The organism is Porphyromonas pasteri, assembly GCF_014647755.1.
In the GTDB taxonomy this organism is placed as follows: domain Bacteria; phylum Bacteroidota; class Bacteroidia; order Bacteroidales; family Porphyromonadaceae; genus Porphyromonas; species Porphyromonas pasteri.
Map to the genome: position 1 here is coordinate 191088 of NZ_BMPU01000004.1, position 20051 is coordinate 211138.

Here is a 20051-nt window from a genome sequence, read left to right on the forward strand (position 1 = left end):
CCCATATATCAGGGGCGTGGAGACTGCGGGGTGGCTGCTTCATGAGCGTTAGCCGAGGAGAATTAGCTACTTTTGCAAGGAATTAACGATGCGCCGACAGCCCATGCACGACCTCAATCATATCAAAGCCCCCGTGGCCGCCCTCGTGGATGACTTCCACAGCCAGTTCACTTCGATCCTCGCGACCAAGTCCGAATGGCTGAAAGAAGCCATTGAGCACCTCAGTGCCTCCACAGGGAAGCAGGTACGCCCCATCCTCACAGCCCTCATCGCTGGGCTGCTGCGTGGTGACGTGCCCCCACAGCGGAGCATCGATGCGGCCGTACTGCTGGAGCTGATCCATACGGCGACACTCATCCATGACGACGTCATTGATGAGGCGAAGACCCGTCGTGGCCGCCCCACCCTCGGGGTGCTCTTCGACAACCGTGTGGCGGTGCTGATGGGAGACTTCATCCTCTCCTCCGCCCTCGTGGGAGCTATCGCCCTCTCCGACCTGCGTATCATGGGTATCGTCTCAGCTATCGGGCGCGAGCTCACCGAAGGGGAAATCCGCCAGTTCGAGACCGCCGAGGGCGTCATCCTCGACGAAGCCACCTACTACGATATCATCTTCCAGAAGACCGCTGTACTCTTCCGCTCCTGTGCCGAGGTCGCAGCCATCACCGTCGAGGCGAGCGCCGCAGACTATGACCGTGCCGCCCGCATCGGTGCTGCACTGGGTATGGCCTTCCAGATCCGTGACGATATCTTCGACTACAATCGCTCTGACGTAGGCAAGCCCACGGGCAACGATATCCGTGAGGGTAAGATCACCCTCCCCCTACTCCACGTCCTCACCGAGCTTCAGAAGGAGGGCAAGGCAGCACCCTACCTCCAGCTCCTCGAGGAAAAGCCCATCGCCGAGGAGAGCATCGAGCGCCTCACCATCCTCGCCCACGAAGGGGGGGGTATGGACTACGCTTGGCAGCGCCTCTACCATTACATAGACGAGGCGAAGACACTCCTCCTATCCTTCCCCGAGAGCGTGTACCACTCCTCCCTCATCGACCTCGCCGACTACATCGCCGAGCGCACCATCTAACCCCCTTCTTCACGACATATCCTATTAGACAATGAGTACTAAGTCCGCCAACCGCACCATCTCCGTCTCGATCTACGCCCTCGTCTGGCTCGTACTGATCATCCTACAGACCCTCGTTACGACCGTGCAGGGGACGCCCGAGATGTCGGTCTTCACCAATCCCCGACTCTACTACTCGACGTGGCTCACGGACCTCTATCTGGTCGTGATCTTCTACCTCAACTACTTCGTCCTCGCACCACGCCTGATGCGTCGCCGCCTCTTCCAGCCCTATCTGTGGATGACGCTGGCGGCTGCACTCATCGGCTTCATCATCCCCATCCTCTGCTATAGCCTCTGGGATCTCACGATGCCTGGCGTAGCCGAAGGTACGGTACCCATCTCCTCCCTCGGCGTCATCGGCGTCGTAGCTGCGATGGCTATCGGCCTCTCCGTCCGTGGGCTCTACGAATGGGACAGCCTCGGACAGGAAGTCCGCGCCCTCAAGGAAGAGAAGACCAAGTGGGATACCGAGCGTGACGAACTGCAGCGTGAGCTTACGATCCTCAAGGCCAGCGCTGCTACCGCTGAGTCCAGAGAGGCACTCCCCTCTAGCGAGGAGACCACCGATACCCTCTAAAGCATGAAGAGACGCAGACGCTCCACACTCCGCGGGCATCAGCCCCCCAAGAGGAAGCGCCGCTGGCGTATCGCCCTCATCGTCCTCGCCGTCCTGCTCGTCGGGATAGGGATTCTCTTTAAGCTCCGCTGGCGCGCATGGTTCGGCAATGTGCCCGAAGAAGCCTACACGACCGAGCAGGCTGTGAGCCGCGTCACGCTGACGCCTGGCGAGGACTTCGCTTCACAGCGCACGATCACTTGGCTCTCGGGAGAGACCGCCCAGCCCGCTGAGCTTCTTCTACGCACCATCAATGAGAAGGGCGATACCCTCCGCCCCGTCTCCTTCGTCCCCACAAGCGAGGTCATCGCCTCCCGCTCGGGGCGAGGTTGCTATTATCAAGTCCATCTCGACAGCCTCATCTCGGGTCGCAGCTACCTCTACACGATCCGCGTGCAGGGCACCGACCCCGTCTCGGGACGCTTCGCTATGCCCAGCGAAGACCGTGCGACGCACTTCGTCTATATGGGTGATGTACAAGACCCCAGTATTACTGAGAGCAAGCGCTACTTCGACTACCTCCGCCACACAGCTGACTCCATCGACTTCTTCGCCTTCGCAGGTGACCAGATCGAGGGGCCTACGGATGCCTATTGGAGAGCGTGGTACACCAGCATCGGCAGTCTCACGCGCAGCATCCCCATCATCGCAGCACCAGGCAACCATGAGTACCTGAAGAAGGGCTTCGGGCGCGAACTCGATCCCCGCTGGGTACGTCAGTTCGGCTACCCTACCAATGGGCCGAAGGACTTCCTCGGGCGAAGCTACTTCATTGATATGCCGCTCCTACGCTTCATCGTCATGGACACCACAGACATTATGGGTCTGGGTGCTATCAATCAGCACAAGGAATGGCTACGCTCTGCGCTCAAGGGCTCGCACCAGCCTTGGCAGATCGTCCTCTTCCACCACGCCGTAGACTGCGTGCGTGACGGGCGAAAGAATCTGGTGATGCACTACGTCTTCAAGGACGAGCTCATCGAGGGAGGTGCCGACCTCGTCCTGCAGGGCCACGACCATGGCTATGCTCGTGCCACGACGCGTGGCGAAAAGGGTGACACCATTGCCCCAGCCTTCGTCATCAGCTCCGCCTCGCCTAAGGTCTACCGCAATGGCTTCGACGCCGTGCACGACCGCTTAGGCTCAGGTCTCAAGCTCTACCAGCGCATCAGCGTCGACTCCGCCACTATCTCCTACGCCTCCTACCGCTTCCCCGAGCCCGTCAAGGGACATCCCGACAGCATCATCCCCGAGACGAAGCGGCTCTATGACTCCATCGTCATCGACAAGGGTACGGCCGGACAGCCCCGTGTGAGGGACTTCGCTCGCACGCTGCCCGAGCGCTTCGAGTTCGACTCCTTCGGCTCCGATAGCAAGGGTCGTAAGAAAGCTGCTCAATATGCCAAGGAGGTGCGTGACCGCAAGGCCTCCCACGCCTCACAGCACAGCAACTCTAAGTAGTGCCCATATCAAGTCGCACACGTAATACATCAACCCTATGGACAGTCAGAAAGTAGACCTCTTCCTTGCCGCTAACCAGAAGTTCTTTAGCCCCACGCAGATCCTCACCATCAAGGACCGTCTGCTCGCCCTCGATGATGACAAGTTCACCCTGATCAACGCCTTGGACTACAAGGATCCCACGATGATGATCATCGTATCAGTCTTCGCAGGCTCACTCGGCATCGATCGCTTCATGCTCGGCGACACGGGCTACGGCGTGCTCAAGCTCCTCACGTGTGGTGGCTGCGGCATCCTGACGATCATCGACTGGTTCAACATTCAGGATCTGACTCGCAATCAGAACTACACCAAGCTCCTGCAGATCATCAGCTAAGCCCCCACTCGGGTAGCCCACTTCTCTCGGGGATGAATCACACTCCCCTTCCCCCTACACAGCCCCATCGCTCCCCCCTCAAGCAGCGCCGATACCTACTCATCGGTCTTCTGCTCCTCGGGGTAGCTATGGGGCTGTATGCTTTCCTTGATCCAGCGACCTACCCCTTCCCTCGCTGCATCATCCGCTCCGCCACGGGCTATCGCTGCCCAGGGTGCGGACTCCAGCGCGCAGCTCACGCCCTCCTCCATGGGCACCTCACCGAAGCCTTTAGCTACAACCGCGCACTCCTCTTCACCATCCCCCTTCTCCTACTCTACGGCTACGCGGAGCTCTTCCCCCAGCGAGCACCCCGCCTCAGGCGCATCCTTCAGCATCCGCTGACCCTCGGCCTCCTCGTCATCGGTGTCATCGGCTGGTGGATCGCACGTAACCTCTTTGGCTGGTAGAGAGGAGCTTCTTCCTCCTTTCACTCATCCACTATCGCCACTCGCTCCAAGGATGGGAAATGCAACCAGTACTGGTCGATAAAGCGACCAGTACTAGTCACAGCTCGGAGCAGTAGTGGTTGCGATGAGTGAGCAGTACTGGTTCGCGCGCTGACCAGTACTGGTCCACATTCCGCCCCTCCACAAGGCACATGCTACCTACCTCGCACAGCCTCCCCAGCAAAGTCTGCCACAGGTGTCCGAGACACGAGCTGAAAGCGTGGCAGTTTGGCAGTATACAGATATTATTATACCTTTGCGGAGCTTTCCAATTAAGTAGAAGCCTTAAGCAGGCTGATAAGGAGAGGTGCTCGAGTGGTTGAAGAGGCACGCCTGGAAAGTGTGTAAACGCCAAAAGCGTTTCGCGGGTTCGAATCCCGCCCTCTCCGCAGTATATAGCATGAGCGATCAAGTGAGCGAGACTCTCTTCGTCGCTCTTTTTTTCTTTATCCCTGCATCGGGGGAAGAGCCGTAGGCTACGGAGAGCGCTCCGCAGCTCTCTGCCTGCGCACACCCGCAGGCAACTAAGATGGCATCGTCTTTGTTAGGATAAGAGTGGGACTAAGGCCGGATACGCCTGTCCGCTCAAACGACAAGACAACATAGATAACGAATGATAGAACAAAAGAAAACAGGCGGGTCAGGGCGTCCCTTCCGCTTCAACGAACTCTGGATCTACGCGATCATCCTCGCTATCCTCGGGGGGCTCTTCCTCTGGGATGGTGGCTTCGGCGAGAATAAGGATATGAGTTGGAACGAATTCCGCCAGATGATGAATCAGGGTGCCTTCACCCAGATCACCGTCGACCGCGGGGAGAAGACCGCCACAGCACAGCTGAACAAGCATGCTGCCGATAGCCTCTTCACCCACCGCTCACCCGTGCTGGGCCGCGAGCAGAAGCGCATCGAGTACACGGTAAAGACGCAGATCCCTACCGTCGACCGCTTCGCCGAAGCCTACGACACGAGCGGCACGACCGCCAAGGTAGCCTACAAGGAAGAGAGCTCCCGCTGGATCTCTCTCACGGCCAATATCGTCCCCTTCATCATCATCGCCCTCTTCTGGATCTACATCTTCCGCCGCTCATCGGGTGGCGCAGGTGGCGGTGTAGGAGGTGGTATCTTCAATATCAGCAAGAGCAAGGCTCAGCTGTACGAGAAGGAGAGCACCTCAGTGACCTTCAATGATGTAGCAGGTCTACACGAAGCGAAGGTCGAGATCGAGGAGATCGTCCACTTCCTCAAGAATCCCGCTAAGTACACGCAGCTCGGGGGTAAGATCCCCAAGGGCGCACTACTCGTAGGCCCTCCAGGGACGGGTAAGACCCTACTGGCAAAGGCCGTAGCAGGTGAGGCACACGTACCCTTCTTCTCACTTGCCGGATCGGACTTCGTCGAGATGTTCGTCGGCGTCGGGGCATCACGCGTCCGTGACCTCTTCAAGACGGCCAAGGAGAAGGCCCCCTGTATCATCTTCATCGACGAAATCGATGCGGTGGGTCGTGCCCGTGGTCGCAACAACAACCTCGGGGGCAACGATGAGCGTGAGAATACGCTGAACCAGCTCCTCACCGAGATGGACGGCTTCGGCACCAATAGCGGGATCATCGTGCTGGCTGCTACGAACCGCGCCGACATCCTCGACGCCGCCCTCCTGCGTGCAGGCCGCTTCGACCGTCAGATCTATGTAGACCTTCCCGACGTCCACGACCGTAAGGAGATCTTCCTCGTGCACCTTCGCCCGCTGAAGATCGACGAATCTGTCGACGTCGACCTCTTGGCACGCCGCACCCCAGGCTTCTCGGGTGCTGACATCGCCAATATATGTAATGAGGCAGCCCTCATCGCTGCCCGCGCTGGCAAGGAGTTCATCTCCCGTGATGACTTTATGAACGCCGTCGACCGCGTCGTCGGTGGTCTGGAGAAGAAGAACAAGATGACCACCGAAGAGGAGCGTCACAGCATCGCCCTCCACGAAGCTGGACACGCCACGGTCAGCTGGTTCCTCCAGTACGCCAATCCGCTGGTCAAGGTCACCATCGTACCTAGAGGTAAGGCCCTCGGTGCCGCTTGGTACCTCCCCGAGGAGCGTCAGATCACCACGACCCAAGCTCTGCGCGACCAGATGTGCGCCACACTCGCAGGTCGTGCCGCCGAAGAGGTCTTCCTCGGTCGCATCTCTACGGGTGCAGCCAACGACCTCGAGCACACCACGAAGACGGCCTATGCTATGGTCGCCTACTACGGGATGAGCGACAAGCTCCCCAACGTCAACTACTACGACATGCAGGGTGATGGCTATGGCCTGACGAAGCCCTACAGCGATCGCACCGCCGAGCTCATCGACGAAGAGGCTCGCGAGATCGTCCGTGTCGAGTACGAGCGTGCTAAGGAGCTCCTCCGTGAGCATGCCGAAGGCCTCAAGACGCTGACGCAGCTCCTCCTGGACCGCGAGGTCATCTACACCGAAGATGTAGAGCACATCTTCGGCAAGCGCCCTTGGGTCAGTCGCACTGACGAAATGATCCTGGAGCGCGAAGAAAAGAATCAGGAGAAGGAGCAGGTACAAGAATCCACAACCCCAACAACAGATACAGAAGCAACATCGAATGAGTAACCTCGTCAAGCGAGCCATCTTCGGCTCCCTCTATGTAGGCCTGATCCTCGCGGCACTCCTGCTGCGTGAGCACCTCGTCTACATGATCGTCTTCGGCCTCTTGGCCTTCCTCGGTACCTGGGAGTGGTCGAACCTCGTATCGACTCACCGCCTCTTCCCCTTGCGCCGCATCTTCGACGCTACGGCAGCTGTCTATCTCTTCTGGGCAACCCACGAGATCGCTGACAAGGGGATCGCGTACGCCGCCTTCCTCGTACCCTACGCTGGCTACCTGCTCTACATCTTGGTACGCAGCATCTACAGCGAGCGTCAGGCTATGCCGACCGACTTGGCGAAGGTGATCTTTGGGCAGATCTATGTCGGGGGCTTCCTCAGCATCGCGAATATCTTCTACACCGATACCGATACCTCGATCATCCTCCTCACGATCTTCGTCTCGATCTGGGCCAACGATACGGGCGCTTATCTGGCGGGCTCGACCCTCGGACGTCATAAGCTCTTCCCCTCCGTATCACCTAAGAAGAGCTGGGAAGGCTTCGTCGGCGGGCTCATCGCAGCCGTCGTCGCTACGGGTCTTCTCCTCGGCTGGGAGCAGTGCTATATCGGTGTCATCATCTCTATCGCCGCTACGTGGGGTGACCTCTTCGAGTCGATGGTCAAGCGTAGTGTCGGTGTCAAGGACTCGGGCAATATCATCCCTGGTCATGGTGGTATCCTCGACCGCATTGACAGCCTCCTCTTCACACTGCCCTTCGTGGCCTTCTTCCTCTGGGTACTCTACACCTATCAGCTGATCCACCTCGCCTAATTCTTTAGCTCCGATGAACATCAGACTACCTCTTGGTGCACGTGGCACCGCCCTTCTTCTCTCGGCCTTTGCCTCGCTGTGGCTCCTCGCTTCGTGCGGTGTGAGCTCCAGACAGAGCCGTCCCTCCGACCCCAAGCAGCCAGTGAAGCGTGAGTTCCGCGGCGCTTGGCTCCCGACGATCTACCGCAGCGACTACGCTTCGCTCTCTCGCGAAGAAGCCCGTAAGCTCCTGAGCAATCGTATCGCACTCCTCCACCGTCTGGGCTGCAACACGATCATCTTCCAGGTGCGTGCCGAGGGTGATGCCTTCTACAAGAGCACCCACGAGCCCTGGAGTAAGTACCTCACCGGTAAGCAGGGCGAAGCTCCTAACCCCTCTTGGGACCCTCTGGGCTTCGTCATCGACGAGTGCCACTCCCGCGGTATGGAGCTCCACGCTTGGGTCAATCCCTATCGTGGTGCAGGCAACGCCGAGGCTTATCTGGCGCCTAACCACGCTGCTAAGCACTCGCCCCAGCTCTTCATCCGCCACGGCAAGCAGCTCTACATGGATCCAGGCAATCCTCAGAGCATCCGCTATATCAGCACTATCGTCCGCGACATCGTACAGCGCTACGATATCGATGCCATCCACTTCGACGACTACTTCTACCCCTACCCACAGGCAGGCTTAGAGTTCGATGACGAAGAGTCCTTCAGCCGCTACGGCCTCACGGCAGGTTACCGTCCCGAGCAGAAGAACGAGTGGCGCCGTGAGAACGTCAACCGCCTCATCTACACGATCCGTCAGACCATCCTCGAGACCAAGCCTTGGGTGCGCTTCGGCATCAGCCCCTTCGGTATCTACCGCAACGAAGCCTCTTCACGTGAAGGCAGTAAGACCTCGGGCCTGCAGACTTATGATGACCTGCACGCTGACGTCCTGCACTGGGTGCGTAAGGGCTGGGTCGACTACATCGTCCCTCAGGTCTACTGGAATATCGGTCATCAGGCTGCCGACTACGCTGAGCTCACGCAGTGGTGGGGCAAGCACACCCCTCAGAAGAAGGCACAGCTCTACATCGGCCAGAACGCTGCTCGCACGATGGACAGCGGTCAGCTCGAGGAGAAGCTCGCCCTCAGCCGACAGAATAGCAGTGGGAACTCCTGGTGGTCAGGTGAAGACCTCGTGAAGAACTACAAGGGTCTTGGCGACAGCCTCATCACCAGCTACCAGACCTATCGTGCGCTCCTCCCTGAGATCCACGGTGCTCTCGGTAAGACGAAGGCTCCAGCTGCTATCAGCCTCATCCTCGAGGACACCAACGAAGACGGGCATATGATCCTCTGGGATGACTACCGTGAGCCCAGCGATCCCGAGAGTGCTTTCTACTACGCAGTATATGCCTTCCCCGAAGGTACGCGCCCCGACATCTCTGACGTGCGCTACCTGATGAGCATCTCTACCAATCCCTACTTCATCCTGCCCAGCATGGAGCGTGGTATGACCTATCGCTACATGGTGACGGCCATCAACCGCTTCTGGCAGGAGAGCAAGCCTGCATCGATCCGCATCAGCTACTAAGGAGCTAAGCGCATCACCCATATATATAAGCCGAGGGGGCTACGGACGCAGTGTACGTAGCCCCCTCGCTTTGCGTGGGGATGAGGAAGGGAGGCGCGTGCTACTTAGCAGGCGAAGAGTTCACCGTGCTGGCACCCGTGACGACCTGACCGATCACGACGGGCTGGCCTTGGTATCTGAGGTTCGAAGCTCCCGACACGCCATAGCTGATGGTATCGACGTTCCCGAGGTCGAGGCGCGAAGCTCCTGCGAGAAGTGCCTCGACAGCACGCGTATGGAGCTGCTCAGCACGGAAGTCACATGCCCCCGAGAGGCTCACCGAGAGGTAGTCAGCCTGCCCTGAGAGGCGGATCGAGGAGGCACCCGAGGAGATGATCTCGAGGCTCTTAGCTACGTTCACCCAACCACGGATGCCCGAGGCACCAGCCGTGCTGACGGAGAGACTGTCGGCGGTGAGGTGAAGGTCGGTGAGGTCAGACGCCCCCGAGAGGACGACGGAGAAGGACGACTGACGGAGGCTGTCTGGTACGGAGATATTAGCGGCATAGGTAGCCTCTACCCCGAGGAGCTTGGGTAGATACACATCGATGTGGGCGCTCTTCCCGCGCTGGACATCATCGTAGGGATCGACGCCCGTGCGCTCGTGGCGCGAACTGATGAGGAGGATGTTGTCCTTGACCTTCACCTCGATATCCTCACGGATACGCTTCGGCATTTTCTCGTCAAAGGCGACGGCAGTCTGAGTGCCAACATGGACCGTCACGCTGAGGGGATAGTCGACGACGAGGTAATCGCAAGCAGGGAGGTTTTTGAGATCGGCTTCGGTGAAGCCGACACGTGCCGTACGACGACACGAGATGATGAAGAGAGCCCCGAGGACAAGGGTGAGAGCCCCGAGGAGGAGTCTGCGGTAATGTGCCATGATAGTGTGCGTATTGGACTTGTGTTTGTGGATCTTAGTACTATCAAAGGTAGCATTTCCTCACAAAAGTAAAGAGGAGGCAAGCAAAGAGATGGATTCCCCTTGCCTTTTGGTACAACGAGTCGTCTTTTGAGGGTACAGAAGAAGCCCACTCCCATAGGGGGTCTCTACCTCTATAGTGGAGGGTGGTATGGACCTATATTGGTCAGCGGGCGAACCTATATAGGTTGCGATGGCGACTTATATAGGTGCGTGGGTAGAGCTATATAGGATGGCGAAGAAAGCTATATAGCTTTGTGAAGTGACCTATACATAGGTTGTTGCTCCGCGTAGGAATAAAAGTTGTGGATGAGTGGCAGATAAGTTTGGGCTACGTGCGTGGACGATAAATCTACGTACGTGGATATTTGGATTTACGTGCCTGGTCTTTAAGACTACGTGCATAGATGCGGAAAAACCACTACGGGGAGGCGCTTTTTTCTTCACGAGAAGGACACTTTTCCCTCCGCTGGATAAGAGGAATGCGCGCGACAAGGCGAGGAGCTTGCGTATCACTTCGGAGAGGTATATCGGGGAGCTGGGCGTGCGATTCCTTAGCGCTCTAAACAGAGGACAGGACTCACGGCAACAGTCTCTATGTAGGTCCGTGATGCTACCAATATAGGTTCGCTTACCTCCCCTTATGAGGTACATTCTACAGCCCTTGCGAAGGGCGGTCTTCGCGACGTGAGAAATCTGGGGCAGAGATAGGCAGTTTTATCGCTGTAGTTCGTATCTTTGCCCTAAGGAGACACTTGCAGGGCTTCGCAAAGCCGCACACCTCAGAGCCTCCGCCACGACACATACATACACATCTACCCAACGCTATGAAACGAACGACTACAAGCCTCGCCTTGCTGGCCCTCTGCCTGGCGGGGAGCACCGCTCAGGCGCAGACGCTCACAAAGGCGACGAGCTACGGCACCCACGCGGTGAGCCGTCCCGTGATGATCGATTCGGTCAACGTCCACAACCAGAAGTTCTCTCTCGGCTCCCTGCTGAAGACCTCCTACAAGACCGAGGGGCTCAAGGGCACATCCGTCGCTGCGGCATCCAATGGCTTCTTCGCCGTCGCCCAGCCCGCCAGCGGTGCCAGCACGTTCTCCTCTTACTCCTTCCCCCTCATCAGCCAAGGCTTCACCAAGGGCACACTCAAGCTCTATGGCCGTGCTCGCTATGCGCTCTATGATGGCGAGACGCTCTTAGGCTCGAATGAGGACAAGCTCGCCGAGAGCGATACGGTGCCCGCTGTATCCGTGCCGCTGACGCTCATCGCTACGAATAAGAACCTCGTCGTCAAGGTGCTCTCTACAGCAGAGGACAAGGCACGCGGGGACTTCAAGCTCGTCTTTGAGCCCGAGGAAGGCCTGCCTCAGCTTGACCTCAAGGCCGCTAACGATGGTGTCCGCTACATCAACTGGAACTACCTCACCCACGGCAAGCGCCTCTATTACGCCCACGTCTCCCCCTCGGGCAAGTACGTGATGGTGACCTACACCGAGCGCGCTCCGAAGAAGGGCGTCAGCTATCAGGAGATCCACGAAGGTGCGACGGGCAAGGTCCTTCGCACGACGCAGTCCCTCTACGGCGCCGAATGGATGCCCGATGAAGATGTCCTCGTGATGAAGACCTCAAACCGCGCTGGCGACCAGCTGGTGAAGATCGATCCCCTCTCGGGTCGCAGCACCGTATGGATCGACAAGATCCCTGGGGAGAGCTTTATGATCAGCCCCGACAAGCGCTCCATCTACATCTACGAAGAGGTCAAGGGCCCCGAGAAGGATAAGCTCCTCATCCGCCGCCTCTCGCCCGATGACCGCCAGCCAGGCGCGCGCGACCGTCAAGCACTCTATCGCTACGATATCGCCACAGGAGTCTACGAACCCGTACTCTACGGCTACCGCTCGGTGAGCCTCCTCGACTTCTCCGCTGACGGCAGTCAGCTCCTCTTAGGTCTCTACACGAAGGACTGGCAGCACAGCCCCTTCGACCAGACGACAGTACTGCGCTACACACCTGCCACGGGCCGTATCGATACGGTCTTCACGAAGCAGTTTGAGATCGGTAGCGTAAGCTTCATCCCTGGCACGGAGGACGTGCTGGCTATGGGCTCGCCCAATAGCTTCGGCGGTGTGGGCAATACGCTCCCCAACGGACGCGTGGGGAACGGCTATGAGCACGAGCTCTTCCGCGTCAATATCCCCACGGGCCGTGTCACGCCCCTGACGCGCGACTTCGACCCCAGCGTAGACCACGTCCAGTACCACGCCAAGGGCAAGGCCTTCTACATCCTTGCTGACAACGGCAGCCGCCAGAGCCTCTACCGCCTCGACGTCAAGACGAATAAGATCACGCAGATCGACACGAAGGAAGACGTCGTCCGTGGCTTCGGTGTCGCCTCGCACGGCAATACCTTCTACTACTTCGGGCAGAGCCTGAACAATGCCGACCGCCTCTACAGCCTCGATGCTTCGGGCAAGAGCAAGCTCATCTGGGACATCTCGGCCGAGAAGCTCCGTGGCGTGAAGTTCACCCCTGCGAAGGACTTCGTCTACCGCACGCCCGACGGTGTCGATATCGACGGCTGGTACTACCTGCCCCCCAACTTCGACCCCTCAAAGAAGTATCCGATGATCGTCTACTACTACGGCGGGACGATCCCTCTGAGCCGCGAGCTGGAGACGACGTACGACCTGGCGATGTTCGCCGCTCAGGGCTATGTAGCCTATTCGCTCAACCCACGCGGTACCGTGGGCTACGGACAGAGCTTCGCAGCTGACCACCTGAATGCTTGGGGCACGAAGACCTCCGATGATATCATCGGTGCGGTGAAGGCCTTTGTCGCTGCGCACCCCTTCGTCGATGCGAAGAAGATCGGTTGCGCTGGCGCCAGCTATGGTGGCTTTATGACGCAGTACCTGCAGACGCGCACGGACCTCTTCGCCGCTGCCGCCAGCCACGCAGGGATCAGCTCCATCTCCAGCTACTGGGCAGGGGGCTACTGGGGTATGAGCTACAGCACGGTGGCCTCCGAAGGCAGCTACCCCTGGAACAACCCCGACCTCTACACCAAGCACAGCCCACTCTTCAACGCCGATAAGATCCACACGCCTCTGCTCCTGCTGCACGGGACGTCCGACGTGAACGTCCCCCCCAGCGAAAGCACCGCGATGTACAATGCGCTGAAGATCCTCGGCCGCACCGTCGAGCTCATCGAAGTGACAGGCGAAGATCACCACATCCTCGAGCCCGAGCGACAGGATCGCTGGATGCAGACGATCCAGGCATGGTTCGCCAAGCACCTGCAGGGCAATAGCCAGTGGTGGGATCACCTCTACCCCAAGACGCCACTTGACCTATAGCCTCGTGCCTATCTCCGCATAGCCGTGCGCCCCGCTCTATCCATCGTGATAGGGCGGGGCGCACGCTTTTGGGCACGCTGAAAATGCGCCCTATATGCGGAGGAAAATTTCTGTATATACGGGAATTTATTTCTGCATATACGAAAAAAGATTTCCGTATATGCGAAAATCTCCGCCCGTGCGCACGGAAATGAATGAGTAACTTTGCGGCGGATTAAACAATGTACAACTTATGAGACAGAAACTCACTTTAATCACATTGGGAGTAAAAGACTTTCAAAAGGCATTGGCTTTCTACGAGGGCTTAGGCTGGAAGAAATCGCAACAAAGCCAGGAAGCCTACGCATTGTTCCCTTTGGGTGGGATAGTTTTAGGATTATATCCACTGCAAGAATTGGAAAAAGACACAACGCTGAATTATCAGCAGGCGTCCTTTTCGGGTATGACAATCAGCTATAATGCCACATCGGAGGAAGAAGTCAATGCAGTGATGCAGGAAGCCGAACGGCTCGGGGCAACCATTGTGAAGCCTGCACAGAAAGTGTTTTGGGGCGGTTACAGTGGCTATTTTAAGGATTTAGACGACTATGTGTTCGAGGTTGCCTACAATCCTTTTTGGCAGATTGACAACGAGGGAAACCTTGTTATATAGTTCGTCAGATGCAATGACCAAAGAGCAGACCATTAAGGAATTAACGGTAATTCCCGGAATAGGGAAATCGCTTGCCACCGACTTGTGGAATATAGGTATAACTTCCATTGACGACTTGAAAGGCAAAGACCCCGAAGTCCTCTTTACCTTATCCAACGACTATGCTGGAGTGGTGCAAGACCGTTGTGTATTGTACGCTTTCAGATGTGCGGTTTATTTTGCACAGACGCCACCAGAGCATCGGGAAAAAGAAAAACTGAACTGGTGGTTTTGGAAAGACTGATAAAACAGTTGTCATATTCCGCCAAATATGACGACATATTTTAACCATACCAACCGACAAAAGATTTCCGTATATGCGAAAATTTCCGCCCGTGCGCACGGAAATTTTGCGCCCTGCCCATAGAAGTCAACCCACTCAGGGAGAGACGAAGGTCGCTCCAGCTACAGAGACCAAGAGCAAGTACCACCGAAAGCCCACCGAGGGCACGGAGGGGGCGAAGTCTGCCGTTATAGCTGGGGGGAGAGCCCCCATAACTTTTATTATCTTCGCAAAGTATGAGCAGCAACAAAGTATATCAGATCCTCTGGGCAGACGACGAAATCGATCTGCTCAAGCCACATATCCTCTTCCTCAAGGAGAAGGGCTACGAAGTGACCCCCGTCCTCAGTGGCTCCGACGCTATCGAAGCCGTACAGAGTCAGAACTTCGACCTCGTCTTCCTTGACGAGAACATGCCTGGACTTACCGGCCTGGAAGCCCTGCAGCGCATCAAGGAGCTACGCCCCTTCCTCCCCGTCATCATGATCACCAAGAGTGAGGAAGAAGAGCTGATGAACCAAGCCATCGGCGGTAAGATCACCGACTACCTCATCAAGCCCGTCAACCCAAACCAGCTCCTGCTGTCCCTGAAGAAGAACCTTCATCAGAGTACGATCATCAGCGAGACCACGACGATGAACTATCGTCAGGAGTTCGCTCAGCTCAGCACGCAGATGAGCGACCGCCTCTCCATCGACGAATGGAAGGACCTCTACCGCCGCCTCGTCCACTGGGAGATCGAGCTGGAGCAAGGCGACGCGCAGATGAAGGAGCTTCTGGAGATGCAGAAGACCGACGCTGGTCGCCTCTTCAGCCGCTTCATCAGCCGCAACTATGAGGGCTGGATCCGCGAGCCCGAGACGCGCCCGCTGATGAGCCCCGACCTCTTCAAGACGAAGGTCTTCCCCCTCTTGGATTCAGGTGAGAAGGTCTTCTTCATCCTCATCGATAACTTCCGCTACGACCAGTGGGAGTCGGTGAAGGCGATGCTGAGCGAGTTCTACACCTTCGACGAAGACCTCTATCTCTCGATCCTCCCCACGGCTACGCAGTACGCTCGCAATGCGATCTTCTCAGGGCTGATGCCGCTGGACATCGCGAAGATGTTCCCCGATCTGTGGGTCGACGAAGAGAGTGAAGAGGGCAAGAACCTCAACGAAGAGCCGATGATCCAGACGCTCATCCAGCGCTACCGCAAGAACTATTCCTTCTCCTATAATAAGGTCTACGAAGCACGCTTCGGCGAGCGCCTCTTAGGCAACCTCAATAGCCTCAAGCAGTATCAGCTGAACGTCATCGTGCTGAACTTCGTCGATATGCTCTCCCACGCCCGCACCGAGAGCAAGATGATCCGCGAGCTGGCCAACACCGAGGCAGCATATCGCTCGCTGACGCGCAGCTGGTTCCGCCACTCGACGACGTACAACCTCTTCAAGCACATCTCCGAGATGGGCTACCGCGTGATCCTCACTACCGACCACGGTACCATCCGCGTGAAGAACCCCGTGAAGATCGTCGGCGACAAGAATACCAATACCAACCTCCGCTACAAGGTCGGGAAGACCCTTACCTACAACCCTAAGGAGGTCTACGAAGCCATCGTACCGGCGAAGATCGGCCTGCCACAGGTCAATCTCTCCGACCGCTATGTCTTCAGCTACAGCGATGACTTCTTCGCTTATCCCAACAACTACAATTACTACGTGCAGTACTATCGTGACACCTTCCAGCACGGGGGGATCTCACTCGAAGAGATGCTCATCCCGCTGATCACGATGCAACCCAAATCCTAAACACTGAATGATAAGAAACATCGTATTGGACCTCGGCGGCGTACTCTTCCGACTGGATCGCGAAGAGGCCCTACGCCGCTTCTCTGCCCTCGGGGTACCTGACGTCGAGAAGATGCTGGATCCCTACCTTCAGAGTGGTTACTTCCTCCAGGTCGAGGACGGGCGTATGACGGAGCCCGAGTTCCGTGCAGCGCTCAGCTCGCTGGCGGGGCGTACACTCACCTACGACGACATCGCTCACGCTTACTTCGGCTTCCTCAGCGAAGTGGACGCCTATAAGTTCGACTTCATCGAGGAGGAGCTCGGGGACTACCGCATCTTCATCCTCTCCAATACCAATCCCTACGTCATGGACTTCTGCGAGTCGGACCGCTTCCTCCCCAGTGGCCGCACGCTCTCGTCCTTCTGCGAGAAGAAGTTCGCCTCCTGCGAGATGGGTATGGTCAAGCCCGACCGCCGTATCTTCGAGACGATGCTCCGCGAGGGGAATATGCGCCCCGAGGAGACGCTCTTCCTCGACGACGGTCCTGCGAACGTAGCCATGGCGCGTGAGTTCGGCATACACACCTACCAGCCCCTCAATGGCGAGGACTGGCGGGAGCCCGTACGCCAGCTCCTTAGCCAGCTCAACCAGCACGGATAAGTTTGGCTATCTTTGCAGTCGATAAACGAGCACATTACTAATTCATTTATAGACCATCAACGAATCATGAAGAGAATTGTACTGATCCGTCACGGCGAAAGCGTGTGGAACAAGGAGAACCGCTTCACTGGCTGGACCAACGTAGACCTCTCCGAGAAGGGTGTCGAAGAAGCTAAGAAGGCAGGGGCCATCCTCAAGGAAAACGGCTTCCACTTCACGCAGGCTTATACCTCCTACCTCAAGCGCGCTATCAAGACCCTCAACCAGATCCTCGACGTCATGGACCTCGACTGGATCCCCGTAGAGAAGAGCTGGCGCCTCAACGAGAAGCACTACGGTATGCTTCAGGGCCTCAACAAGGCTGAGACGGCTGAGAAGTACGGCGACGAGCAGGTGAAGATCTGGCGCCGCAGCTACGACGTGCCTCCCACGCCTCTGGCTGCTACCGACGAGCGCGCACCTCAGGCTGACCCCCGCTACTCGGGTGTCGTACCTGCTTACCTGCCCCTGACCGAAGCGCTCTGCCACACGGTCGCTCGTACGCTCCCCTACTGGGAAGACAAGATCTTCCCCTCGCTCATGCAGCACGATGACGTCCTCGTAGCAGCTCACGGTAACAGCCTGCGCGGTATCATCAAGGTCCTCAAGGGCATCTCTGACGAAGACATCGTCGAGCTGAACCTCCCCACGGCCGTTCCTTACGTCTTCGAGTTCGACGATGAGCTCCGTCTCGTCAAGGACTACTTCCTCGGTGACCCCGAAGAGATCAAGAAGCTTATGGAGGCTGTAGCCAACCAGGGTAAGAAGGCTTAAGCCTACGACTCCCCACTACTTGTTAGATAAAAGCGCCCCAGATAGCACGTGCTATCTGGGGCGCTTACCTATATATAGGTATATTGCAGACTGTGAGCCATTAAGCCTACATATTGAGCTACCTTTGCTCCTCGTAGGGAGGGACTTTTCCCTCCGTCATCGTATCACACATTAGTCCGTTCACAGATATGAATACCAAGAAGTGGGCTTCGGTCCTTCTCCTCGCTGGCCTCAGCCTCGGCCTCTCCTCCTGCGGTGGCAAGAGTAACGACGAGCCCAAGCCAACACCCAACCCCGTCGTCACCGGCACCGATGGCACCTACACCATCAGCAAGGTGACGGTCACTCCCGCAGAAGTCACCCTCGACGGCATCGGTAAGATCAACCTCGCCGAGTTCAACTTCGGCGAAGCCGTCCTCGGCACGGGCGAGTTCACTCAGGTCACGCTCAAGGGCAACAAGATTACCTTCACCGGCAAGGAAGGCACTCGCGAATACGAAGTACAGAATGGTGCTACTATCCACACCCCTAAGCACGGTGCTATGCCCTTCGCCCCCAAGGTAGGTAGCTTCTCCATCAAGGATGGCAAGCTCTCCGGTCAGCTGGATCTCTCTATGTACATTATGTACCTCAATAGCTACAAGACGCGCTACGGCAAGAGTCCCAGCGAAGAGATCACGAAGATCCTCACCGCACTCAACGAGGCTAAGACGGAGTCGACGATTGCCTTCGAAGGCACCATCACGAAGTAGCCTACCCCATACTCTACCCTTGGCTAAGGTCAGGAGGCTGCACACTGCGCCTCCTGGCCTTAGTGCGTTATGCAAGGGATCACATTCTCTTCAAGACGAGGACAAAACGCCCTCTCCTACAAGAGGGTGATATGAACCTATATTGGTCAGCGGGCGAACCTATATTGGTCGACGCGTGGACCTATATTGGTCCGTGAGCAAACCTATATAGATCGTCACAGCGACCACTATAGGTTGCTTTTCCATCCTCTACAAGATGCTTCAGCATCCCTTACACCGACGCACTTCCTCCCCGCACATCTTAGGTGAATAATCCCCCTCAAGGTGTACGATCTCCACCACACGCAGCACCTTTCCCACAGCCTTATCCCCAGCGTTATCCCCGAAGAATACCCATAGCACCGCCGCATTGGCATCGGCGCGTTCGCACCAAGAGCAGTGCAGCCTCCTCCCCGTCTACCGACTTATCCCCAGGCTTATCCCCGAGGAATGTGGACGAGGAAGAGGATAGCGCCAGCGTGGAAGTGCGTCCTCTATGGGGCGTACACAGGGGAAAGAGGGGGAATAGTTGTACTTTTGTGTCAAGAAGGAAGCTACTTCAATTAACGTATCGTAAACAACTCCTATGAAGCCCCACGAGCACGAGCATGAGCACGGAGACGTGTGTGCTCACGAACATAATCACGACCACGACCACTGCGGTCATCATCACGACCACGGTCATTCCCATAGCCACAGCCACGGACACAGTCACAGCCAGGGGCATCACCACCATCACCACCACCATCATGCGGAGGGGAATATCCTCATTGCCTTCCTGCTGAATCTCTTTTTCTCCATCATCGAGCTCTTCGGGGGGCTCTACACGGGTAGTGTAGCGATCCTCTCCGACTCGCTCCACGACCTCGGGGACTCCTGCTCGCTCGGTGTGGCGTGGTACCTCGAGCGCCTCTCGAAGAAGGGCCGCGATAGCCACTTCAGCTACGGCTACAAGCGCTTCTCACTCCTCGGCTCGCTTCTCATATCCACCATCCTCTTAGTGGGCTCGGTCTTCGTCATCAAGGAGTCCATCGAGCGCCTGATCATGCCGACCGATCCACCTCGCGCGGGTGCTATGCTCGTCCTCGCGGTCTTCGGTCTCCTGATCAATGGCTTCGCAGCCTGGAGAATGAGTGGCGGCACATCGCTCAACGAGCGCTCCATGCGCCTGCACCTGATGGAGGACGTCCTCGGATGGGTAGCGGTACTCGTGGTGAGTATCGTGATGTACTTCTTCCCCTCCTTCAAGATCCTCGACCCCCTGCTCTCCCTCGGCATCACCGCTTGGATCCTCTACAATGTCTACTTTGCCCTGCGCGACAACTTCCTCATCCTCCTACAGGGGGTGCCCGAAGGCGTAGACCAAGAGGCCTTCTCAGATGAAGTCCGTGCCCTACCTGGGGTGCTCGACCTGCACGACCTACATATCTGGACGCTCAATGGCGAGCAGCATATCGCCTCCCTGCACATCGTCTACGACTGTGCAGACGCCACGAGCCCAGAGGCTCTCGCAGCCCTCAAGGAGTCAGTGCGCCAGGTCGCTCGCCGCTACCAGCTCGACCATCTGACTATCGAGCTTGACCCACGGGGATGCAGCTGCGGTATGGAGCAGTGCTAATCCCCCCTCATCGTCCGTATATTTCCCCAGCCTCATTCTA

The 20051-nt window shown here is 57.4% G+C and carries 17 protein-coding genes and 1 tRNA gene; 17 read left to right on the forward strand and 1 reads right to left on the reverse strand.

From position 1 onward, the window contains the following. Positions 1–88 precede the first annotated feature (88 nt). The 9 genes from IEX77_RS07080 to IEX77_RS07120 all read left to right on the forward strand — a co-directional run bounded on the left by IEX77_RS07080 (position 89) and on the right by IEX77_RS07120 (position 9056). The gene (locus tag IEX77_RS07080) at positions 89–1084 is read left to right on the forward strand and encodes a polyprenyl synthetase family protein (protein ID WP_229770834.1); all 996 of its coding nucleotides are present in this window, start codon (positions 89–91) and stop codon (positions 1082–1084) included. 31 nt (positions 1085–1115) lie between these two features. Further along, positions 1116–1703, forward strand: a complete 588-nt coding sequence (locus IEX77_RS07085; protein ID WP_188808312.1) for a hypothetical protein — start codon at positions 1116–1118, stop codon at positions 1701–1703. A gap of 3 nt (positions 1704–1706) precedes the next feature. After that, positions 1707–3203, forward strand: a complete 1497-nt coding sequence (locus IEX77_RS07090; protein ID WP_188808313.1) for a metallophosphoesterase family protein — start codon at positions 1707–1709, stop codon at positions 3201–3203. 37 nt (positions 3204–3240) lie between these two features. After that, positions 3241–3579: a TM2 domain-containing protein gene (locus tag IEX77_RS07095; RefSeq protein WP_044115489.1), complete on the forward strand. Its 339-nt coding sequence runs from the start codon at positions 3241–3243 to the stop codon at positions 3577–3579. A 32-nt stretch (positions 3580–3611) separates the two neighbouring features. Next, positions 3612–4028 (forward strand): DUF2752 domain-containing protein, encoded by a 417-nt coding sequence (locus IEX77_RS07100; protein WP_229770835.1) that lies wholly within the window; start codon positions 3612–3614, stop codon positions 4026–4028. 340 nt (positions 4029–4368) lie between these two features. Beyond that, positions 4369–4456 (forward strand) — tRNA-Ser (locus IEX77_RS07105). Between the two features lie 224 nt (positions 4457–4680). Beyond that, positions 4681–6684 carry an ATP-dependent zinc metalloprotease FtsH gene (gene ftsH / locus IEX77_RS07110; protein ID WP_188808314.1) on the forward strand — a complete coding sequence of 668 codons (2004 nt, stop codon included), beginning with the start codon at positions 4681–4683 and terminating at the stop codon, positions 6682–6684. Then, positions 6677–7492, forward strand: a complete 816-nt coding sequence (locus IEX77_RS07115; RefSeq protein WP_009433358.1) for a phosphatidate cytidylyltransferase — start codon at positions 6677–6679, stop codon at positions 7490–7492. Before ftsH ends, IEX77_RS07115 begins: the two co-directional genes overlap by 8 nt. 13 nt (positions 7493–7505) lie before the next feature. Continuing rightward, complete coding sequence (locus tag IEX77_RS07120) at positions 7506–9056, forward strand: glycoside hydrolase family 10-like protein (RefSeq protein WP_188808315.1); 1551 nt, start codon at positions 7506–7508, stop codon at positions 9054–9056. 100 nt (positions 9057–9156) lie between these two features. On the opposite strand, the gene IEX77_RS07125 is transcribed toward IEX77_RS07120, so the two are convergent. Next, on the reverse strand, positions 9157–9978 hold the full coding sequence (locus tag IEX77_RS07125; protein WP_188808316.1) for a GIN domain-containing protein: 822 nt from the start codon (positions 9976–9978) through the stop codon (positions 9157–9159). Between the two features lie 866 nt (positions 9979–10844). On the opposite strand from IEX77_RS07125, the gene IEX77_RS07130 reads away from it, so the two are divergent. The 8 genes from IEX77_RS07130 to IEX77_RS07165 all read left to right on the forward strand — a co-directional run bounded on the left by IEX77_RS07130 (position 10845) and on the right by IEX77_RS07165 (position 20011). Further along, complete coding sequence (locus IEX77_RS07130) at positions 10845–13379, forward strand: alpha/beta hydrolase family protein (RefSeq protein ID WP_188808317.1); 2535 nt, start codon at positions 10845–10847, stop codon at positions 13377–13379. Positions 13380–13611: 232 nt separating this feature from the next. Continuing rightward, entirely contained in the window at positions 13612–14031 is a 420-nt protein-coding gene (locus IEX77_RS07135) for a VOC family protein (protein ID WP_188808318.1), read from the forward strand. A 13-nt stretch (positions 14032–14044) separates the two neighbouring features. Beyond that, positions 14045–14314, forward strand: a complete 270-nt coding sequence (locus tag IEX77_RS07140) for a helix-hairpin-helix domain-containing protein (protein WP_025843453.1) — start codon at positions 14045–14047, stop codon at positions 14312–14314. A gap of 275 nt (positions 14315–14589) precedes the next feature. Continuing rightward, entirely contained in the window at positions 14590–16146 is a 1557-nt protein-coding gene (gene porX / locus IEX77_RS07145) for a T9SS response regulator signal transducer PorX (RefSeq protein ID WP_188808319.1), read from the forward strand. Positions 16147–16153: 7 nt separating this feature from the next. Beyond that, the gene (locus tag IEX77_RS07150) at positions 16154–16789 is read left to right on the forward strand and encodes an HAD family hydrolase (protein ID WP_188808320.1); all 636 of its coding nucleotides are present in this window, start codon (positions 16154–16156) and stop codon (positions 16787–16789) included. Between the two features lie 66 nt (positions 16790–16855). Next, positions 16856–17602, forward strand: coding sequence for a 2,3-diphosphoglycerate-dependent phosphoglycerate mutase (gene gpmA / locus IEX77_RS07155; RefSeq protein ID WP_060934738.1), 747 nt, complete (start codon positions 16856–16858; stop codon positions 17600–17602). Positions 17603–17790: 188 nt separating this feature from the next. After that, a complete protein-coding gene (locus IEX77_RS07160) occupies positions 17791–18354 on the forward strand; it encodes a hypothetical protein (RefSeq protein WP_188808321.1) in 564 nt (187 codons plus the stop codon). 625 nt (positions 18355–18979) lie between these two features. Continuing rightward, entirely contained in the window at positions 18980–20011 is a 1032-nt protein-coding gene (locus IEX77_RS07165; RefSeq protein ID WP_188808322.1) for a cation diffusion facilitator family transporter, read from the forward strand. Positions 20012–20051 lie beyond the last annotated feature (40 nt).

Excerpts from the sequence above, each read along its gene's own strand:
- IEX77_RS07080 (WP_229770834.1), top strand. The coding sequence starts at position 89 with ATGCGCCGACAGCCCATGCACGACCTCAATCATATCAAAGCCCCCGTG.
- IEX77_RS07085 (WP_188808312.1), top strand. The coding sequence starts at position 1,116 with ATGAGTACTAAGTCCGCCAACCGCACCATCTCCGTCTCGATCTACGCC.
- IEX77_RS07090 (WP_188808313.1), top strand. The coding sequence starts at position 1,707 with ATGAAGAGACGCAGACGCTCCACACTCCGCGGGCATCAGCCCCCCAAG.
- IEX77_RS07095 (WP_044115489.1), top strand. The coding sequence starts at position 3,241 with ATGGACAGTCAGAAAGTAGACCTCTTCCTTGCCGCTAACCAGAAGTTC.
- IEX77_RS07100 (WP_229770835.1), top strand. The coding sequence starts at position 3,612 with ATGAATCACACTCCCCTTCCCCCTACACAGCCCCATCGCTCCCCCCTC.
- ftsH (WP_188808314.1), top strand. The coding sequence starts at position 4,681 with ATGATAGAACAAAAGAAAACAGGCGGGTCAGGGCGTCCCTTCCGCTTC.
- IEX77_RS07115 (WP_009433358.1), top strand. The coding sequence starts at position 6,677 with ATGAGTAACCTCGTCAAGCGAGCCATCTTCGGCTCCCTCTATGTAGGC.
- IEX77_RS07120 (WP_188808315.1), top strand. The coding sequence starts at position 7,506 with ATGAACATCAGACTACCTCTTGGTGCACGTGGCACCGCCCTTCTTCTC.
- IEX77_RS07125 (WP_188808316.1), bottom strand. The coding sequence starts at position 9,978 with ATGGCACATTACCGCAGACTCCTCCTCGGGGCTCTCACCCTTGTCCTC.
- IEX77_RS07130 (WP_188808317.1), top strand. The coding sequence starts at position 10,845 with ATGAAACGAACGACTACAAGCCTCGCCTTGCTGGCCCTCTGCCTGGCG.
- IEX77_RS07135 (WP_188808318.1), top strand. The coding sequence starts at position 13,612 with ATGAGACAGAAACTCACTTTAATCACATTGGGAGTAAAAGACTTTCAA.
- IEX77_RS07140 (WP_025843453.1), top strand. The coding sequence starts at position 14,045 with ATGACCAAAGAGCAGACCATTAAGGAATTAACGGTAATTCCCGGAATA.
- porX (WP_188808319.1), top strand. The coding sequence starts at position 14,590 with ATGAGCAGCAACAAAGTATATCAGATCCTCTGGGCAGACGACGAAATC.
- IEX77_RS07150 (WP_188808320.1), top strand. The coding sequence starts at position 16,154 with ATGATAAGAAACATCGTATTGGACCTCGGCGGCGTACTCTTCCGACTG.
- gpmA (WP_060934738.1), top strand. The coding sequence starts at position 16,856 with ATGAAGAGAATTGTACTGATCCGTCACGGCGAAAGCGTGTGGAACAAG.
- IEX77_RS07160 (WP_188808321.1), top strand. The coding sequence starts at position 17,791 with ATGAATACCAAGAAGTGGGCTTCGGTCCTTCTCCTCGCTGGCCTCAGC.
- IEX77_RS07165 (WP_188808322.1), top strand. The coding sequence starts at position 18,980 with ATGAAGCCCCACGAGCACGAGCATGAGCACGGAGACGTGTGTGCTCAC.